15 protein-coding genes are annotated in these 18,071 nt (G+C 68.5%); 5 read left to right on the top strand and 10 right to left on the bottom strand.

The genetic code is table 11. The annotated features are described in order from the left end of the window. The first annotated feature begins 321 nt into the window (after positions 1-321). On the top strand, positions 322-1,569 hold the full coding sequence (locus ACW9TB_RS29165; RefSeq protein WP_472751278.1) for a hypothetical protein: 1,248 nt from the start codon (positions 322-324) through the stop codon (positions 1,567-1,569). On the opposite strand, the gene ACW9TB_RS29160 is transcribed toward ACW9TB_RS29165, so the two are convergent. The 9 genes from ACW9TB_RS29160 to ACW9TB_RS29120 all read right to left on the bottom strand — a co-directional run bounded on the left by ACW9TB_RS29160 (position 1,566) and on the right by ACW9TB_RS29120 (position 13,149). Beyond that, a complete protein-coding gene (locus ACW9TB_RS29160; RefSeq protein ID WP_472751277.1) occupies positions 1,566-2,474 on the bottom strand; it encodes a phosphotransferase family protein in 909 nt (302 codons plus the stop codon). The genes ACW9TB_RS29165 and ACW9TB_RS29160 overlap by 4 nt on opposite strands. After that, entirely contained in the window at positions 2,471-3,202 is a 732-nt protein-coding gene (locus ACW9TB_RS29155; RefSeq protein ID WP_472751276.1) for a GntR family transcriptional regulator, read from the bottom strand. The genes ACW9TB_RS29160 and ACW9TB_RS29155 overlap by 4 nt, the downstream gene beginning before the upstream one ends. 508 nt (positions 3,203-3,710) lie before the next feature. Then, entirely contained in the window at positions 3,711-4,475 is a 765-nt protein-coding gene (locus ACW9TB_RS29150; protein ID WP_472751324.1) for a sulfite exporter TauE/SafE family protein, read from the bottom strand. A 731-nt stretch (positions 4,476-5,206) separates the two neighbouring features. Beyond that, positions 5,207-5,971 (bottom strand): hypothetical protein, encoded by a 765-nt coding sequence (locus ACW9TB_RS29145; RefSeq protein ID WP_472751275.1) that lies wholly within the window; start codon positions 5,969-5,971, stop codon positions 5,207-5,209. 127 nt (positions 5,972-6,098) lie between these two features. After that, complete coding sequence (locus tag ACW9TB_RS29140) at positions 6,099-6,671, bottom strand: NADAR family protein (protein ID WP_472751274.1); 573 nt, start codon at positions 6,669-6,671, stop codon at positions 6,099-6,101. Positions 6,672-6,745: 74 nt separating this feature from the next. After that, the gene (locus ACW9TB_RS29135) at positions 6,746-8,401 is read right to left on the bottom strand and encodes a heparinase II/III family protein (RefSeq protein ID WP_472751273.1); all 1,656 of its coding nucleotides are present in this window, start codon (positions 8,399-8,401) and stop codon (positions 6,746-6,748) included. 55 nt (positions 8,402-8,456) lie between these two features. After that, entirely contained in the window at positions 8,457-9,521 is a 1,065-nt protein-coding gene (locus ACW9TB_RS29130) for a CU044_5270 family protein (RefSeq protein ID WP_472751272.1), read from the bottom strand. Beyond that, positions 9,514-10,107 (bottom strand): RNA polymerase sigma factor, encoded by a 594-nt coding sequence (locus ACW9TB_RS29125; protein ID WP_472751271.1) that lies wholly within the window; start codon positions 10,105-10,107, stop codon positions 9,514-9,516. The genes ACW9TB_RS29130 and ACW9TB_RS29125 overlap by 8 nt, the downstream gene beginning before the upstream one ends. Before the next feature lie 132 nt (positions 10,108-10,239). Then, positions 10,240-13,149, bottom strand: a complete 2,910-nt coding sequence (locus tag ACW9TB_RS29120; RefSeq protein ID WP_472751270.1) for a hypothetical protein — start codon at positions 13,147-13,149, stop codon at positions 10,240-10,242. 116 nt (positions 13,150-13,265) lie between these two features. On the opposite strand from ACW9TB_RS29120, the gene ACW9TB_RS29115 reads away from it, so the two are divergent. Continuing rightward, a complete protein-coding gene (locus tag ACW9TB_RS29115) occupies positions 13,266-14,132 on the top strand; it encodes a DUF4184 family protein (protein ID WP_472751269.1) in 867 nt (288 codons plus the stop codon). A 254-nt stretch (positions 14,133-14,386) separates the two neighbouring features. Next, positions 14,387-15,256, top strand: a complete 870-nt coding sequence (locus tag ACW9TB_RS29110; RefSeq protein ID WP_472751268.1) for a class II glutamine amidotransferase — start codon at positions 14,387-14,389, stop codon at positions 15,254-15,256. A 169-nt stretch (positions 15,257-15,425) separates the two neighbouring features. Here the strand turns inward: ACW9TB_RS29110 and ACW9TB_RS29105 are convergent, their stop codons facing one another. After that, complete coding sequence (locus ACW9TB_RS29105) at positions 15,426-15,689, bottom strand: SAV_915 family protein (RefSeq protein ID WP_472751267.1); 264 nt, start codon at positions 15,687-15,689, stop codon at positions 15,426-15,428. Positions 15,690-16,278: 589 nt separating this feature from the next. Between ACW9TB_RS29105 and ACW9TB_RS29100 the strand changes: the two genes are divergently transcribed. Together ACW9TB_RS29100 and ACW9TB_RS29095 are read left to right on the top strand one after the other, a co-directional pair. Continuing rightward, the gene (locus ACW9TB_RS29100) at positions 16,279-17,124 is read left to right on the top strand and encodes a methyltransferase domain-containing protein (protein ID WP_472751266.1); all 846 of its coding nucleotides are present in this window, start codon (positions 16,279-16,281) and stop codon (positions 17,122-17,124) included. A 1-nt stretch (position 17,125) separates the two neighbouring features. Then, complete coding sequence (locus ACW9TB_RS29095; protein ID WP_472751265.1) at positions 17,126-18,010, top strand: NAD(P)-dependent oxidoreductase; 885 nt, start codon at positions 17,126-17,128, stop codon at positions 18,008-18,010. Positions 18,011-18,071 lie beyond the last annotated feature (61 nt).

Raw genomic sequence — 18,071 nt, 5'->3', positions numbered from 1 at the left:
TCGACTCTTGCTGAGACCAGAGAACCTCATGCTCAAGAGGGGTGGGCAGGGTGATTGCGGGGGTGCCTGGGTGCTTTTAGGGGGTGATTGCGGGCTTGACCAGGGAAAATAAGGCCGGAGGATTTTGGGCAAATAGGTGGTCTAGTGGCTTTGGCTTGAGTCATGCTGACTTTGTCGGCAATGACGGAGGTAGCAATGTCTCGCGTGCCTAATCTCGGCTTGGCTGATGCCATGCGCAGGGCCGATTGCTCAAATAAGAGGCTCGCGGAGCGCGTTCGGCTCGTCGCCCAAGAAGAAGGCGTCATACTCCGATGCACGCATGTGGACGTCAAGCGGTGGCTTGATGGTGTCCAACCTCGCCCGTCGACCGCCAGGTTCATTGCAGAGGCGCTCAGTCGTAAGGCCGCGGTTCGGTTCTCGCTCGAAGACATTGAGATGGCGGGTGTTGTCACGCCTGCAACGCTTGAGAGAGGACTTGAGTACTCAGATGACGTTCCGGATGCCGTTTCGCGGCTCCTTGGCATCACCCGGAGAGATCTGGCAGACGATCCACTTGCTTTAGAAGCTTCCATTGTTCCTACGGCCTGGGTTCAGCCGCTTCTTACATGGTTGCTGTCCAGGGCAGAACCTTTGCCCGTAAGAGCTGGCGCGCAGATGTCGGTAGGGGAGTCCGACGTAGTCGCAATCCGTACGACTACCCAACTGTTCATGAAGCTGGATTTTCAGTACGGGGGTGGTCATGCTCGCGCGTCTTTAGCTCAATATTACGTTCGGGAGGTCGGCCCTCTTCTGGAAGGAAGGTTCACGGAGCCGGTTGGTCGGATGCTGTTCTCCGCTGCTGCTGAGGTCGCCCAGCTCCTTGGTTGGACCGCGTACGACATAGGCCGTCATGGTCTCGCTCAGCGATACTTGATTCAAGCTCTGCGTCTCGCTCAAGCTGCCGATGACCGCATGATGGGCGGGAGAATCTTGGGTAACATGAGTCATCAGGCGAATTACCTGGGAAACTTCAGTCAAGCCGTGCAGTTGGCGCGTGCAGCCCAGGAGGGTTCTAAGGGAGTCGCGAGCGCCACCACAATGGCCAGTTTCCTTGCTATGGAAGCCAGGGCGCACGCGGGTAGTGGTCACGATCCATCGTGCTCGCAGGCTTTGCGTGAAGCTGAGAAGCTCTTTGAAGGACGAAACATCTTCGATGATCCCGAATGGATCAGCTATTTTGATGACGCTGAATTAGCGGGTGAGGGAGCCCATTGCTTCCGTGACTTGCGAAACGCCCGTGTGGCGCAAGAGTTCGTTGGGCGTTGCCTGGAACTGACTGACCCTGTCTACGTCAGAACCTTAGCATTTATCAGGTTCGTTGAAGCGGCGACGTACATTCATCAAGGAGAGCCGGGGCAAGCGGTCACACTGGCTACGCAGGCGATAGAGCTTGCGGGCTCCCTGAAATCAGGGCGCTACCTTCGATACGTTTCCGACCTGTGTGCAGAGCTTGAACCATTCCGAACCGATAGTGAAGTAACGGCGTTTCGTGAGCTGGTCTCTCAGAAATACCCATCCCTCAAGGTCTAGAACGGGCTCCATGCGCGAGGTGTGTCGTCATTATGAAGAGATGACAGGCGTATCTGGAATTCGCGAGCGATCTTGTCGCTCTCATTGACGTTTTGCATAAGCCAGGTTGTCATTTTGAGTTCGTTGATTGAGCGTAGAACCGTGAAGCCCTCCCACTCCATGACATCGAACCCGTACGACTTTGCAAAGCTCGAATAGTCATTGGGAGTATGCCAGCCGATAAGATGCTCTGTTGCGGTTACAGCTAGATCGGATTCGGGGGGGCCGAAAGCGAACCGTTCGAAGTCGATGAGGAATATTCCGTCGTCAGTCGACTTTATTAGGTTTTGCTGGTGGGCGTCACCATGGACAGCGCAGAACTTAAGCGGGTAATGAAGATTTTTGTACTGCTCTCGCAAGTCGGACAATCGCTTAATGAGAAATTCTTGATCCTCGTCGCGCAGTGTATCGGCTTTTGCTATGCGCTCTGTCACCCTTCCGAAGATGTCAAACTTAGGCAAGGGGAGGTCCGGAGGAACGGGAAGGTGGTGAAGTTGCCGAAGGATACGGGCGAGGTCGCCTGTAGTTGCTTTTTCTCCGCTGTCATTAATGAATTGCCAGAAGGTGACAGGTCGGTTGCGAACTATGATCGGTTGTTCGTGATCGGTGGGTTCGGCGGCGGGCAGTCCCGAATCGCGTAGCCACTTCGCAACGGCAACCTCTTTGGTCGCGTCGGCGAGCACCTCGGCGCTTCGAGCGATTCGGACGATCACCTTCTCGGAGGGGAGATCGAAGATGGCGTTTTCGCCAAGGCGAATCAGTCGTGCCCCTTCGCTCTGTAGACCGCTCCTACGGCATGCCTCGCTCAGTGTCTTGCTTGCTTCGATGACGGTGAAGGGGAGGGCGGCCGGGTCGGCTGTTGTCACGTAAGGAGCCTCTTCGCTGGGGTTACGGTTGCTTCGCTGTCATCTGGTTGAGCTGTGCGCTTGGTAACGATCCGTCCCTGCCCGCGTCTACTCTCAACGTGGCCTTCTGCCTCCAGGGCCGCAATCGCGCGCCTTACGGTGCCGCGCGCAACCTCATACCGCTGGGCGAGCTGGTTTTCTCCGGGGAGAGGGGTGCCCACCGGGATATCACCGGAAACGATCTGTTCGCGGATAAGATGGGCAACCTCATCGGCTCGGGTCAGCGGTGTCTGTGCACTGCCCACGAACCATCCTTTTCCGTGAACCGCCGTGACCGTTCCTTCGCTCGCCAACACCTGGAGTGCTTGCCGTACGGTGCCCTTCGAGGCGGTGAACTGCTCGGCTAGAGCTTCCTCGCTGGGAAGACGCTGCCCCTGGTCGAGCGATCCACCTTCTATCTGTCCGCGAAGAGACTGGGCTATGGCCTCGTATCGCGCTGCAATGGGGCCACGCCCGCCAGCTGTTTCCCCTACGACTCGCCTGCCCTTGCCCATCTCGCTCGCTACCAGTCCGAGGCTCTCCAACTCGGCGAGGGCTTGCCGTACGGTCCCGCGAGCAACGCTGTAGAAGCGCATAAGCGAAGCTTCGGATGGCAGCATGCCCCCAGCCGGAGGTTCGCCACTCCTGATCCGAGTGTGCAGGTCATCTGCTATGCGGATGTAGGCGGGTAGGTCCTGGCCCTGACTCATCGTGCTCCCTCGAAGAGGACATCTCATCGAGGCTATGGCAACTTGTATAGCTTCTGCGCGCAACGAGTGCACGTTGCGCGCAGGAGCTGTAGATCCGCGCATTCGTCTCGTCGGCCCGCACGCGCGGGACACCCAGCTCGGACCTCCTCATGGGAGTTCAAAATCTTGATCATTCCCAATGCCTTCCCGGGTGGGGAGTGCGGAAGTGGTGCGTTTGGTGTTTGCGCAGCTAGAACGCCTAGGTGATGCTCGGTGCGTACCTGTCTCATAATCCCTGGGTCGCGGGTTCGAGTCCCGCCCGCCCTACCCTCCGTGACCACACGAAAAGCGCCCTGGCCTGTGCGTTCGCGGCTATGGGCACTTTCGTCGTGTTCGGTTGTCCAGGGCGATTTTTGCGTGCTTGTACGCGGGTACGTCGGGGCGTAAGGCGGAGTGTGAGTCCGGTCTTTTCCCAGGTTCCGCTTTTAGTCGGGGTTGGTTATGAGGCCGCGTCCCGGTGGTGCGGAGGTCAGGGGCGCAGTAGTTGGGCGATGGCGACGGTGCCGACTGCCACGATGAGGGCGCGTAGCATCGCGGGGCTGAGGCGGCGGCCTATTTTGGCTCCGATCAGGCCGCCGGAGGCGGAACCGGTCGCGAGGAGGACGACGGCCGTCCAGTCGAAATCCGCGGAAACGAGGAAGAAGAGCGCGGCGACGGTGTTGACGACGGCGACGAGGACGTTCTTGACGGCGTTGAGGCGTTGCGGGGTCTCGTCGAGGAGCACGCCCATCAGGGACATGTAGATGATTCCCTGGGCGGCGGGGAAGTAGCCGCCGTAGACGCTGGCGAGTGTCAGTCCGGTGAGAAGCAGCGGGCCGCCATCGGGGTGGGCGGGACTGCCGGTGCGTTCGCGGCGCCGCCGCACGCTTTCGCCGATCCGGGGCTGGAGGAGCACCAGGATGAGGGCGAGGCCCACCAGGACCGGCACGATCCTCTCGAACGACGTGGCGGGCAGGGCCAGCAGAAGTGTCGCGCCCGCGAGACCGCCGAGCAGGGCGCCGACGCTCATCTTCAAGATGCGCCGGCCCTGGCCGTCGAGTTCGGCGCGATAACCGACGGCTCCGCTGATGGAGCCGGGGATCACACCGAGCGTGTTGGAGACCGCGGCGGTGACAGGCGGCATGCCGGTGGCGAGCAGAACGGGAAAGGTGATCAGCGACCCGGAGCCGACGACGGTGTTGACGGCTCCGGCGCCGATACCCGCCGCGAAGACGGCGAGCATCTCCCACGGCATCACGCTGTCTCATCCCTCGCGGAATCGGCGTCCGTGCCCGCCCGGGCGGCGCGCGAGGGCCGTGCTTCGCGGCGTACCTGCCCAAGCGCCCCGGAAACCAGTGATCCGGTGAGGAGCCGTTCCGGCGGCAGGGCCCGGCTGGCTGTGTGTGGAGCCGGGGACCACGACACGACGCCGGTGCCTGTCCGGGCCGGGCTCGAAGCTCGCTCGGCATCCCCCTTACGCCACGGGGACCACGACACGACGCCGACGCCTGTCTGGGCCGGGGTGGGGGATTCCGTCTGGCGGCCGGTGTCCGGCGAGAGTCTCACGCGGCCGACGCTAGACCGGAAACACTTCGGCGCTCGACGAAGTGTTTCCGGCGGTGGTGAGACGGCCGAGAACGGTTTCGGCCTGCCCGGCGATGCTGTTCGTGGTCCGGAACCGTCGTGTTCGTGTTCGGGGTGTGCTGACGAGGGTCAGGTGACCTTCACAGTTTCGGTCTGCTTGACGATGCCGTCCGTGCTCCGGAACCACCGTGCTCGTGTCCGGGGTGCGCTGACGAGGGTCAGGTGATCTTCATGGTTTTGGTCTGCTTGACGATGTCGTCCGTGGTCCGGGGCCGTTCTGGCCGTGCTCGTGTTCGGGGTGTGCTGACAGAGGTCAGCTGATCTTCACGGTTTCGGCCTGCCCGGCGATGCTGTTCGTGGTCCGGAACCGCCGTGCTCGTGTCCGGGGTGCGCTGACAGGAGTCAGGCGACCTTCGAGGAGGGGGCCTTCCAGGTGTTACAGGCGCCAGGACCTCTTGATTTATAGCCCTGTTCGAACCAGTGGAGACGGTTGGCGGGCTTGCCGTACCAGTCGAATCTGCTGTATTCCTTCGGCGTTTCCGCGGTGAGGAGGGGTTTCCAGTTCTTGGCCGAGCGTCCCAGGACCTTCATGGACACCCCGGCCAGGCAGTCGGCCTGCAGGTAGAAGCGGTGCGTCTGCTCCACGCCACCGTCCTGCTCGTCGCGGACGGGCAGTGCCCCCCAGGCCTCGCTGATGCCCGCGCGCTTCTGGACGACTCCGGCGTACGCACGCGTGATCTCGACGAGGATGGCCTGGTCGGACTTGGCCTTGATCCAGTCGGAGCCGAGCTGCACCTGGATGAAGCCGATGCAGGTGGCGGCGAAGGATTCGGCCACCTCCAGGCGGGTGAGGCAGGGGCCGCCCTCGACCTTGGTCTTGATACTCAGCTCGACCGGTTTGAAGTCCTCGATGGTGTCGCGCCAGGCGGAGTCCAGGCAGCGGACGATCTTGTTGATGTATTTCGTCGCGGAGGCCTTGGTGGTGCCCTTGGCCGCCTTGCAGGGGACGGTGGCGAGACGGCCCTGCTTGTAGAGCGGGTTGTGGGTCAGCTCGCCGACCCCGACGATGGGTCCGGCGGAAGCGGTGGCCGTACCGGCCGCATTGGCCGTACCAGTAAATAACAGAACGAACACCCCAGCGGTGGTCGCTAATGTGCGAATCATCATGAAGCATGATCGTAGGGGCGGGCCTCACGCGGGAGGCGGCCCATTATCCGACCGTTACCGCGCGGGTTCGGAGACGCGGTGACGCCGTTTTCGTGCTCGCGTGTGCGGGGTGGAGACGCGGTCGCCTTCACGGTGTGGTGTCCAGGGCGTCGCGGGCGTCCATGAGGGCGAAGCCGAGCAGGTTCAGGCCCTGCCAGGTGGCGGGGGAGGCGGCGCGCTCGTCGTCGGCGGTGAGCCCGATGCCCCAGATCCGGTCGACGGGGCTGGCCTCGACCAGGACGCGGGAACGGGTGCCGAGCAGGAATCCCCTCAGCTCCGCGTGCTCGCCGAACTTGGCGATGTTGCCGCGCACCACGATCTCGTAGCGGTGCTCGTCCCACACGGCCCCGTCGAAGCCGCGGACCTCGCGGCCGAGCTTCTTGGCCTCGCCGGGGTGCTCGGCGCCGAGGATCCGCGCGGCGGTCTCGCCGTCACCGAACAGCCACGCCTTGTGCGCCATCATGTAGTGCTCGGCCGACCGGAAGTCGTGCCCCTCCGAGGTGAAGGCGGCCTCCCACCACTGGCTGAGGCATCCGGCGCCGACCTCGCCGTCACGCGGCGGCCGGTGGCCCCAGAAGAACAGGTAGCGCAACCGCTCGCCATCCCGCTCGGCGGCGACGGCCTCGGCGACCGAGCGGGGCGTTCTGATGAGATCGGACACCGGTACACCGTGCCATGAGCGGACGTCGGACGGCCACCGGGTTACCGGTCCGGCGGGCCGTGATCCGGTGGCCGTCACGGGAGGTCGAGTGAGGGCGCGAAGGAGATGGGACCGCCGGGGGTGTGGACGGTCACCTTTCCCCCCGAGCCCCCCGAGCCTCCCGGTCCCTCCGAGAAGGTGACCTCCGCGTCTCCGGTGCCCGGGACGATCAGAGTCAGCAGGGAGGTGGCCGGAGGGGAGAGCACCGTCGCCGTGTCCGCTTTCCTGAGGTAACCGGTCGAGATCGCGCAGGCCCGTACCTCCTGGCCGCCGATCGGCCGGAGGGAGGGCACCGCGAGTTGCAGCAGCGTCGCCCGCCAGCTCCCGTCGGCGAGTACCACCCTGCCGTCGCGGTTGGAGACCACCCTGAGCGACGGGCCGAGGTGCCACAGGTTGCGCAGCGCCGACCCGGCCGGGACCGTGTCCAGTACGGCCATCAGATCGGCGCCGTGGCCGACCAGGACCGTACGCGTGCGGCTGACACCGTACGCGTCGTCGGTGAGCGTGTAGGACTGGCGGGTACGGCCTATGGACGAGCTCGCGAGACGGGTCGCCGTACCCTCGCGGAAGGCGGCACCCACGACGACGGGAACGTTGTGCGCCTCGGGGGAGGCCGTCCACTCCCGGTAGGCCGTCCTCTCGTAGGAGTGGAAGCCCGCCTCCACCAGGATGTCCCGGCCGTGGGCGTGATAGGTGACGCCCAGGTGGTCCTCGTGGCCGTGCAGGCGGCGCCCGGGGCCGAACCTGATCGAGTAGTGGGCCGATCCCGGGTCGTCCCACGCCGTCCTGCCGAAGACGTAGCCGCCGTCGAACACCTTCACCGTGTCCTCCCCGTGCGGGAAACCCTCGGGGCGCGTGTCGGCCGGGCTGTCACCGATCGGTACCAGGCGGCCGTCGGGCTGGGTGGCATGGCTGACGTACGTCTCCAGTGACGTCCGCCGCGCGGCGAGGCCCTCGGGGATCTCGGCCCCGCACCTTCCGATCGCCTCCATGGCCGTTCCCAGACGCCGGTGGACGTAGACGCCGTACCTCGGCGCCTGCTCGTGCAGCGCCCCCTGGGAGTCGATGGAGAGTTCCGCCGACTCGGTCATCCGCCGGATGGCGAGGTCCCTCCACTGTTCTCGCCGGAGACGGCAGCCGATCGCCAGCAGCGCGATGTCCTGGTCCAGGCCGTGGTTGTGGCCGCGACGGTAGAGCGCGGGGTCGGACAGGATCCCGGCGTGCTCGACCAGGCTGTCGGACAGCCAGGCGGCACGCACGTACGCGCTGAGGCAGACCAGGGCCGGTGCGCGCAGCGCGACCGGATGCTCGGCCCAGGCCCAGGGGCTGACCCCGGTCCCGCCGCGCGGGTTCTTTTTGACCCAGTCACCGGCGATCTCCACGGCACGGGTGAGGTACTCCCGCCTCCCCGTCCGCTCGTACTCCCCGACCAGCCGTCCCATCCATCTCATCGCGTGGAGGTTCAGCGTCCAGGAACGGTTCCGGTACGGGTCGAGGCGCCAGTCGATGTCCGGGCCCAGGTCGACGGGGGGCAGGCCGACGAACGTGACCCGGCCCCGCATGACCTCGTCCACCTTGATCGCCGGGAACCGGTCGGCCGGGTAGACGACCGGGCCGTCCTCGGTCGCGGGGGAGAGCGGGGCGGGACGGTTCGCGAGCATGCCGAAGGCCCGGCGGGCGCGCCGAAACAAGCGGTCCCTCCAAACGGTGGTGGTCGGATCGGCGCGGGCCGAGGACGGCGGGCGGTTACGGGAGTACGGGCGGGGTGGGCGTGTCGTCCGTCCAGCCCGCCTCCAGGAGCACCTCGACCTCGTCCCCCACGGTCCCCGGGCCGCCGGTGTCGGCCGAGGACAGCACCCGGGAGCTGGCGACGTCGATGATCAGCGTCCGCTGTACGGGGGCGGGAGCGGAGGTTCGTACGGTGAAGGAGAACGCGGCCCCCTCCCTGCCCCGCTCGTCCGTCGCCGTCCCCAGGTAGCGGACGTTCGGCAGCTCCGCCAGGGCCCGGTAGGCGGCGGCCCGCACCTCGGGCGACGACGGTTTGCTCCACAGCAGACCGCTGAGCGCGTCCGCCAGGACACCGCCGTCGGGGCCGCCCGGCGCACCTCGCACCATCCCGGAGATCCGGTCCTTCAGGACGGCCGGGTCAGCCGGGAGCTCCCGGATCTGCTCGAAGGTCATATCGTGACCGGCCACACTGAAGGCCGCCCTGCCGGTGACGGCCTTCAACAGGCCCTCGCCCGGCGACGCGGACAGCACTCCTTCCCCGCTTCCCGAAGGATTCTGTGACGGGCTCCATGACGGAGCCGCGCCCGGCCACTCGGTGGGAGACCCGTCACGGCGCCACGCCTCCGTGTCGGACTCGTTCCCCGGACGCGCCCCCAGCGTCCGGGAACCGGCCCAGATCCTGCCGTCCCCGGCGGCCCACTGCTCGGTGAGCCACGACTCCACCACCCGGTAGCGGTTCTCGCCCCTTCCCAGCGGCTCCGGGTGCGTCCTGCGGTGCAACTTCCTGACACGCCAGTACGCGCCCGTCGTCGCGGGATCCGCCTCCGCCCTGGTGGCCGCCGCGAGAAGGACCGACCGGCCGGAGACCTCCGGGACCCGGCTCTCGTCCAGCGCCGGAACGACCACGGCCACGACCACCGCCACCGCCACCGCGGTGGCGAGGCCGGTCACCGCCACCGTCCACGGCAACCGCCGACGGCGGCGCCGGGGCTCGGCCTCCAACTGCCCGAACACCCTGGCCTTGAGGAACGGGTCGGCCTGCGGCTCGCCGTACAGCTCGCGAACCCTCTCCAGCTCATCCACGATCGGTCTCCTCGGGTTCGAGCATGGGGTTGGTACCGCCCAGCGCGGCGCGCAGCTTCTTCCTGGCCCGGTTCAGGCGTGACCCGACGGTCCCGTACGGGATGCCGAGGGCGCCGGCGATCTCCTCGTGGCTGAGCCCGGCCAGGGCCACGAGGAGAAGGACGTCGCGGTCTCGCCGGTGGAGTCCGGCCAGGGCCGTCGCCAGGCTCGGCCGCAGGCTCTCCGCGCTGACTCGCGCCGCGACCCGTTCCTCGTGCCCGGGTAAGTCGGGATCCGGGCCGTGGCGCCCGAGCGCGCGCAGCGTGCGCACCTCGACACGACGTTGCTTGCCGATGAGGTTGGTCGCGATGCCGTACAACCACGCCCGTACGCCGGCACGCGACGGGTCGTAGAGCGCCCGCTTGCGGAACGCGGTGAGAAACGTCTCCGCCACGACGTCCTCCGCGCTGTCGGCGCCGAGCCGCTGGGCGACATAGCGGTGGATCTCGTGGAAGTGGAGGTCGAAGATCGCGCTGAACCGCTCGGACTCGACGAGGGAGAGCCGGACGACCTCGGCGTCGTCCGCCGGACGAGCGGTCCACGACATCGTGGTCACGATGGTCTTCCCGTCATGTGAAACCCTTCGGACGCGATCGGCGGTCACTCTTCATCACCCGATCCGCCGATGTGCTTTCACGGTCACGTACGACGGGGTCTCCCGGCGTCCCACGACGGTGCGTCAGTCAGCCGCCGGTGACGCCAGCTGGTCGTCGAGGACCCTGGCGTGCTGGAGGACGCGGTCGCGGCCCGTACGTGCGGCGAGGGCGGTCAGGGCGGGGATCCGTCCCCGCGCCTGTGCCCAGCGGGCGAGGCGGGCCGCTCGGGTGACCAGGTCGGTGTGGGCGGCCGTGGGGCGGTCGCCGGTGGCCGGGAGCAGGGAGGGCAGCGCCGCGGCGAGGACCCGCCACATCTCACGGTGGGCTCCGCCCTCGGCCTCGGCCTCCAGGGCGCCCGTCAGGAGCTTCGGGGTGATCTCCCCTCGGAGCACCCGCTGGGCGAGCTCCGCGCCGATCTCCTCGGCGGGGAGGTCTCCGGCGGCGGCCATCTGCCGGAGGACCGTGAACGCGAGGAGGCTGTCGTCGTGGACGGGCGGCTCGGGGAAGATCCGGTGGGCGAGCAGGGCGGCGACGGCCCGTCCGGCGGGCCCCTCGGCGGCGGCGAGGTCGACCAGGCGCGGGGAGTCCAGCGCCGCGCTCCAGCGGGGCACCGGGTGGTGCGGCACGAGGTGGGCGGCGACGACCTCCCGGTGGGAGGGCAGGACGGCGGCCCACCAGTCCATCATCCCGCCAAGGTGCCCGTCCCCCACGGGGTTGACGTGCCGGGGCTGGTCGGCGAGCAGCTCGTCGACCAGCGGCAGGCCGGTGGGGGCGGCCTGAACGGTGCAGACCATCCAGACGCGCGAACCGAGCCCGTCGTCCTCCCCCGACCAGGTCACCCGTACGACGGGGTCGGGCAGCCCGCCCTCGGCCATCCATCGGGCCGCCCGGCGCCCCGCCTCCGACCTCAGCGTCCCCGCCCGTACGACCATCGCCGGGTCGACGCGGCGGGGCAGCCTCAGCAGCGCCTGCTGGAGGTCGGCGGGCAGCGGCGTCGCGTCGGCCTCCTCCAGGATCTCCAGCCTGGACACCAGCTCGGCCGGGTCGAGTACGCCGTTGGACAGGCTCGGCGTGGCGAGCAGCAGCGGCGGCAGGGTCCCGGCTCGCAGCGCGTCGAAGATCTCCGCGTGGCGGAGCAGGACGAAGCGGTGCAGCGGCGAGACGCGCCTGCTCTCCGGCAGGTGGTCGGCCTCCTGGTACACCACGGGCGGGAGCCCGCGCTTACGGCGGAGCTGGTTGGCGACCCGGGAGCCCTCGGGGTCGTACCTCCGTCCGGGCTCGGCCACCTCGGCCGCGTAGCCGCTCATCCAGTTCTCGTGCTTCCGCCACTCGTCCGGACGCAGGAGCTCCTCGTCGCGCGCGGCGAGCGGCGCCAGGGCGGCGCGCAGTGACTCCCTGTCCCGCGCGGCCAGCCGGACGAGGGCGGACAGGCGGCGCTCGGCCGCCTGCCAGCCGTCGCGCGGGTATATGCCGACCAGGTGGTCCGGCGTGCTCGGCGGCGCGATGACCGGGACGGGACGGCGCGGGGAGGGCAACTGCCGTGGCACGAAGACCTCCTCGGGCGCGGGCTCGGGCTCGGGCTCGGGCTCGAGCTCGGGCGCGGGCGCGGACTTGGGCGCGGGCTCCTCGACGCGCTCGCCGCCGATGGCCGCGACCAGCCGGTTGTGCAGGTCGGGCGCGAGCGTGCCCGTACGGTCGCGGAGGATCTCGGCGCCGAGCGGGGTGAGGTGCGCGGCGTGCCGGACCGCGAGGCGCACGGCCCTTTCCCGTACGGCCCGCGCCTTGTGGCCGAACGCCATGGCCAGGGCGGGAGCCAGCTCGTCGGCCCGGCCGGGCGACCGCCGCACGGACTCCTCCAGCCAGCTCAGACCGGCGCGCACCAGCCCGCCCTCCGCGCGGAACAGCAGCCCTTCCAGCGCCTCCACCACGTCCGCCGGATCGAGGCCGGTCAGCCGGCGCACGTGCCTCAGCGACAGCTCGGCCACCGGGCCCGGCGCGGTGGGCAGGAGCCGCAGGTAGTCGACGGCGTGCGGCTCGATCTCGGCCGGAGTGGGGTCGAGCAGCTCGTGCAGGCGCGCGAAGAACCGCAGGTCGGGACCTTCGCCACCGCGCAGGAAGCGACTCCGGCAGCCGTGGAGCAGCAGTTTGCGCGGCACCCGGCCCTCGGCCGCGAGGGCGTGGAGCGAGCCGAGCCAGGAGGTGTTGTCGCCGGGGCCGGATCGCTCGTCCCGCAGCGCCCGGCCGACGCCCTCGGCCTCGAAGAGCCGAGGCAGCAGATGATCGAACAGCGGATCGTCCCGCAGCTCGCCGAGCCTGGCCTCCCGGGACACCCACCCCACCACGAGCGGGTCGTGCGCGGGCGGGGTGGCGCCGGTGCGGCGGAGCAGGGCGAGCGCCAACGGCAGGTTCCGGTCACGAAGGGCGCGGCGACGCCGGGGACGGAGCCGGAGCGCGATCCGTACGGCCAGGTCGGCCTGCCACGCGGCGGGTCGCGAGGCGATCACCTCGAGCAGCGGCTCGATCTCGCCGTCCACCGGGGCACCGGCGGGGTCCCAGCGCTCGAACTCCCTGCGGTTGATCCACGTCACCACGGCCGCGGCGCCGCCGATCGTGCCCGCGCCCGCGACCCGCATCGGCTCGCGCCAGCCGTCTCCCCCGGGGGCGTCCTCTCTCCCCTCCCAGTCGTCGTTGTTCCAGGCCATGAACCATCCCTGCTGGTAATGGTGCTCGGAGATCTCCCCGGCGTCACGCTGTCTCAGCAGCTCCGCGTGCCGGGCCTGCCGCGCCCGCTCCTGCCCGGCCTCGTACTCCGCGAGAAACCGCTGGTCCCTCTGCTGGAGCACCGTGACATATCCGGGCAGCTCGCGCGCCACCTCACGCCGTCCGGCGCCGTCGAGCGCCGTCACGGTCTTCACGATCCCGGCCACGTCGCCGGTGTCGACGAGCTCGCGTACCGCGTCCCAGGCGGACGGACGGATGTCCTTCGCTTCCATGGCGTGGATCTCCAAGATCAGGTGTTTGGTCAGGTGGCGAGATCCTGGCAGGGCCCGCCGACATTTCCACCGCCTCGGCCGTCTGAGGTGATCGCCGCCCGCCTCGACAATGGGGCATGCCCTTCACGCTGAGCCACGTCGTCGCGATCCTGCCGCTGCGGCGCCGGCTGCCCCCCTCGGCGCTGGCGGTCGGCGCGATGGTGCCCGACCTGCCGTACTACCTGCCGTCGCCCTTCTCCTCGGACACCACCCACGGCTGGCCGGGCGCGCTGCTGGTGGACCTGCCCGCGGGAGTCGCGGTGCTCGTCGTCTTCCACCTCCTGCTGCGCGCGCCGTTGACGGCGCTGGCCCCGGACGGGTTGCGCGCACGGCTGCCCGACCGGGCGCCGTCCTGGCGCTGGACCGCGGTGGTGGCCGCGCTGCTGGCCGGTGTCGCCACGCACCTGGTGTGGGACGGGTTCACCCAGGTGGGGGGCTTCGCCGTGGTGCACTGGCCGGTGATGCGCGTCTCGGTCGCCGGGGCGCACCGGGTGTTCAACGTGGTGATGTACGTCAGCTCGCTGGGCGGGCTCGTGGTCCTGGCGGGTTGGTTCGCCCTGTGGTATCGACGCGCCGCCGTACGGCCGGGACGCTGGCCCGGCGTGACGGGACGGGCGCGCGGGTGGGTCCTGGCCGCCGGAGCGGGCGCCACGACGGTCGGCGCGGTCATCCTGGGGACCGGTGATCGTGCCGCGGTGAGCCTGTACGACCTGGTGCGCTGCGTGATCCTGGGCGGGACGGTCGGATGCGGTGCCGTCCTGGCCTGCTACGCGGTCACCTGGCACGTGTGGCGCGGGTGGTACGTGTGGTCGGCATCGCGCTCCCGGCCGGGCACGCTCCCATCGGATCATGCCGAAAGCTCGGGTCGCGTCGAAGGTTCAGGCCGTGCCGAAGGTTCAGGCCGTGCCGAGAGCTCAAGCCGCTTCGAGGGCCACGCTCGTTGACGGTCCCGAGCCCGTACGGGGGCGGTCGCGGCGAGGGCCTCGTGTATCCGGGGGCGGTGGCGGGATACCCCGTACAAGGGGAAACGCCAGCTCACGGTGCTTGGTCAACCCGGGAAGGGCATGGACGATGTCTCTGAGGCGGCCCGGTCCCGTCGCGTGAGCGTGGCGGGCCGGTGCCCGCCCAGACCTTTCCCGAGAACCGGGCGGGCCCGAGGGCGACGCGCGTCGCCGGGACGGGAGAAGGAGACGTCGGGATGTGCCGTTTGTTTGGCCTGAGCAGCGCGCCTCGGCGTACCTGTGCCACCTTCTGGCTCCTGGACGCGCCGGACAGCGTCAGCAAGCAGAGCCACCGCTATCCCGACGGAACCGGTCTGGGGTACTTCGACACCGACGGCACCCCGAAGGTGCACAAGGTTCCCTTCGCCGCCTACCAGGACCGGTGCTTCGCGGAGGAGGCCAGGCGGGCGGAGTCGGCCACCTTCCTGGCCCACGTCCGCTTCGCCTCCACCGGTGGCCTGGAGAAACGCAACACACATCCCTTCCTGCAAGATGGGCGGCTCCTCGCCCACAACGGGGTGATCGAGGGGCTGGACGACCTCGACGCGGAGCTGGGCGAGTACCGGAGGCTGGTCGAGGGGGAGACCGACTCCGAGCGCTTCTTCGCGCTGATCACCCGTGAGATCAGGGCGCACGGCGGCGACGTCGCCGCCGGTATCGAGGCCGCCGCCCGCTGGGTCGCCGGGAACCTGCCCGTCTACGCCCTCAACCTGGTCCTCACCACCCCGCAGGAGCTGTGGGCGCTGCGTTACCCCGACACCCACGATCTGTACGTGCTCCAGCGTGCCGCCGGTGGGTGCCACGGTGGTCGGCACCTCGACCAGAGCGGCACCGACGGCCGTATCCGCGTCCGCTCCAGCGATCTGGCCGACGTCCCCGCCTTCGTGGTCGCCAGCGAACGTATGGACGACCATCCGGACTGGTGCCCGATGGAGCCCGGCGAGCTGCTTCACATCGGACCGGGCCTCAGCCCCGCCCGCCGTGTCGTCCTGCCCGACGAGCCCGCGCACCGGCTGAGCCTCGCCGACCTGCGCCCCGAGGCCGCCGTCTCGCAGCAGGCCGTCTGACGTCACGTCCCGGGACGTCCGGGCCGACCCACCGGCCGGTGTCTCCGTACGCTCTCCGTCGCGGAGGTTTCCTGACGTTCCCGGTCCTGTGTGAGCGCGGGGGTTTCCCGGCATTCCGGGTCCTGCGTGAGAACGTCCCGCGTAAGAACGTCCTGTGTGAGAACGCACATCACGCGGCCCGGGAGGATGCCCGGTGAGCCGTCGTCCCGGCGGGGTCGATCACGATGCCGGTGACGTCCAGTTCCTCGATCATGTGCCGGAGCGCGGGCTCGGTGAGCCTGATCCAGCGCTGGCCGGTGCCGAGCACCTTGGTCAGGCGCATCGGCGAGGAGAACGCGGCTGCCGTCCTCCTGCCCGAATCGGTCCTGAACAGGCGCAGCGACAAGCTGAACGCGCCTTCACGGACCGGTACGTATAACGGGACTTCCGACATGACTTCCTCCTGATGAGAACTCGTACGAAAGTGACGTTATCTCCTTGATGGTGCTTTTCGGTGCTATCTCTACGGAAATCAGACGGGGATGCCGGAAGCGCTGACGCCACGTTGACGCTCCGTGCGCCGCTGTCGGGGCCTGCGGGAGGTCGCCGCCCCCGGTCGAGGCCCGTACGGGAGGCGGGCCCACCTGCCTGCCGGTCATCCTGCTTTACCGGTAAAAATGCTTATTTCACGAGAAATCATGCCGATGACTGTTGATTCGCCATTCGACGGAATGATCGAAATATCCGCAGGCTGGAAAAGAAAAAGCCAAGAAGGGGGTCGCTGGTTTTGGGTGCCCTTTGCTCAAGAATGGTTTTGTGGTGAAAGGGTAGGACGTCAGCGCTGATATCCGTGAAAATGTTGACCTTGTCTGGTGAGAAACCAATATCCGGGGTCATCGACTGTGTCGGCGCCCGCTGCTAATGTTTTGAGCGGCCGACGGATTGGCGCGACCGGCGATTTATGATGATCGGGGTAAATCGCGTTTTTCTGGTTAGGGAGGTCTCTCATTTCTGGTCTGGATGGTGACGACTCCGGACTCCGGATGGACGCGGGAAACGTCAGGACCGGCCCCTCGCCGTCCTCGGAGATCGAGTCGATCTACAAAGAGCTCGCGGCGCTGGTGGGTGAGACCGTCGGGCCCGACCGGCACCACGGCTTCTGGGCGGATCCCCACGACGACACGTCGATCCTGAAGGCCACGGAGCGGATGACCGACTTCGTGGTGGCCAGGCTGGGCGTGGGCCGGGGCTCCCGGGTGCTGGACGTGGGCTGCGGCAACGGCCGCCCGGCGGTGCGCCTGGCCCGGACCCTGGGCGCGCGGGTCGTGGCGATCGACATCGACCGCGAGGCGCTGCGCAACGGGGCCGAGCACGCCGCGGCGCAGGGCATGGCCGAGATGGTGCGGTTCCAGCGCGTCGACGCTCTGGACCTGCCGTTCGCCGACGCCTCGTTCGACGCGGTGCTGGCCTTCGAGGTCACCCCGCACTTCGACGTCGAGTCCCTCTACCGGAGCATCGCCAGGGTCCTGCGGCCGGGGGGCCGCCTGGTGGTCGAGACCCCCTACCCGCGGGTCCCGCTGACCGAGGAGATCCGCGAGCGCGTCGGCCCCTACCTGGCCATGCTGAACGCCGTGTCGCTCGACGCGCCGGAAGACCACCTGTCGGCCGCGCGGCGGGCCGGGATGGCAGCCACGGAACTCGTCGACATCACCGAGAACGTGCGTGACTCCCTCTCCCGGCTCACGCGCGGGCTGCGAGAGCACCGGGCGCGGCCGGAGGCAGGGGACGGCGCGTCCGGCACCGCGCGGCTGCTCGACACCTTCGCCGCGTGGGCGGACGCCGCCGAGGTCGGCGGAGTCGTCATGACCTTCACCAGGATGGAGCAGTGACATGACGGATGTGACGGTCATCGGGACCGGCGTGATCGGTTCCGCGATCGTGCGGGCCTGCGCCGACTCCGGCCTGGAGGTCTCGGTCTGGAACCGCACGCCCGAGCGCCCGGCGAGGCTCGCGGGCAGGGACGTCCACCTCCGCACGACGGCGGCCGAGGCGATCGAGGCCTCCCCGATCGTGCTGATGTGCCTGCTCAACTACGAGATCACCCACGCGGTCCTCGACGAGGCCGCGGCCGACCTCTCCGGCAGGCTCGTCGTCCAGAACGCCAGCGGCATCCCCGACGACGTCGCGCCCCTGCGAAACCGGGTGGAGGCCTCGGGAGGCAGATATCTGGAGGCCGCGATCCTCAACTACCCGGACGCCATCGGCACCGAAGACTGCTTCACCGTCTACGGCGGGGCGGCCGAGGACTTCAAGGAGCTGGCGGGCGTGACCGAGGCGCTGTCCGGCAAGCAGGTGCGCCTGGGCCCCGACCCCGCCTACGCCAAGGCCTACCAGGTCGTCTCCAGCGCCTTCTACTACGCGTTCGTCAACGGCTTCCTCGAATGCTCGGCCATCGCGGAGAGCATGGGCGTCCCCCTCAACGACTTCGCGGAGTCCGTGCCGCTCTACGACCCCGGCTTCCAGAACACGATCGGCATCGGCCTCGGCCTCATCGCGCGCCGCGACTACACCTTCGAGCAGGCTCCGCTCACCTCGCACCTGGACGTCCTCAACAACCTGGCGGGCATCGCGGAGCGGGCGGGGATCGACCAGTCCTACCTCGGGGTGATGCGCGAGCGCGTGCTGAGGGCGATGGACCAGGGCTACCGGCGTGAGCACGTGGCGGTGCTCACCGAACAGTTCCGCAGCCGCCGGGCGGCCATCCACCACCGCTGAGGGGAAGCGGGCACGGGTTCGAAGCGGTTGGCGGCGCGGCCGGTGCCGCCGGAAAGGACGA

It is taken from the genome of Streptosporangium sp. H13245 (genome assembly GCF_055690525.1).
The sequence above is the reverse complement of the archived record's forward strand: the minus strand, read 5'-3'. Positions and strand labels throughout refer to the sequence as shown.

Excerpts from the sequence above, each read along its gene's own strand:
- ACW9TB_RS29150 (WP_472751324.1), bottom strand. The coding sequence starts at position 4,475 with ATGCCGTGGGAGATGCTCGCCGTCTTCGCGGCGGGTATCGGCGCCGGA.
- ACW9TB_RS29155 (WP_472751276.1), bottom strand. The coding sequence starts at position 3,202 with ATGAGTCAGGGCCAGGACCTACCCGCCTACATCCGCATAGCAGATGAC.
- ACW9TB_RS29105 (WP_472751267.1), bottom strand. The coding sequence starts at position 15,689 with ATGTCGGAAGTCCCGTTATACGTACCGGTCCGTGAAGGCGCGTTCAGC.
- ACW9TB_RS29110 (WP_472751268.1), top strand. The coding sequence starts at position 14,387 with ATGTGCCGTTTGTTTGGCCTGAGCAGCGCGCCTCGGCGTACCTGTGCC.
- ACW9TB_RS29125 (WP_472751271.1), bottom strand. The coding sequence starts at position 10,107 with ATGTCGTGGACCGCTCGTCCGGCGGACGACGCCGAGGTCGTCCGGCTC.
- ACW9TB_RS29145 (WP_472751275.1), bottom strand. The coding sequence starts at position 5,971 with ATGATGATTCGCACATTAGCGACCACCGCTGGGGTGTTCGTTCTGTTA.
- ACW9TB_RS29095 (WP_472751265.1), top strand. The coding sequence starts at position 17,126 with ATGACGGATGTGACGGTCATCGGGACCGGCGTGATCGGTTCCGCGATC.
- ACW9TB_RS29100 (WP_472751266.1), top strand. The coding sequence starts at position 16,279 with ATGGACGCGGGAAACGTCAGGACCGGCCCCTCGCCGTCCTCGGAGATC.
- ACW9TB_RS29115 (WP_472751269.1), top strand. The coding sequence starts at position 13,266 with ATGCCCTTCACGCTGAGCCACGTCGTCGCGATCCTGCCGCTGCGGCGC.
- ACW9TB_RS29120 (WP_472751270.1), bottom strand. The coding sequence starts at position 13,149 with ATGGAAGCGAAGGACATCCGTCCGTCCGCCTGGGACGCGGTACGCGAG.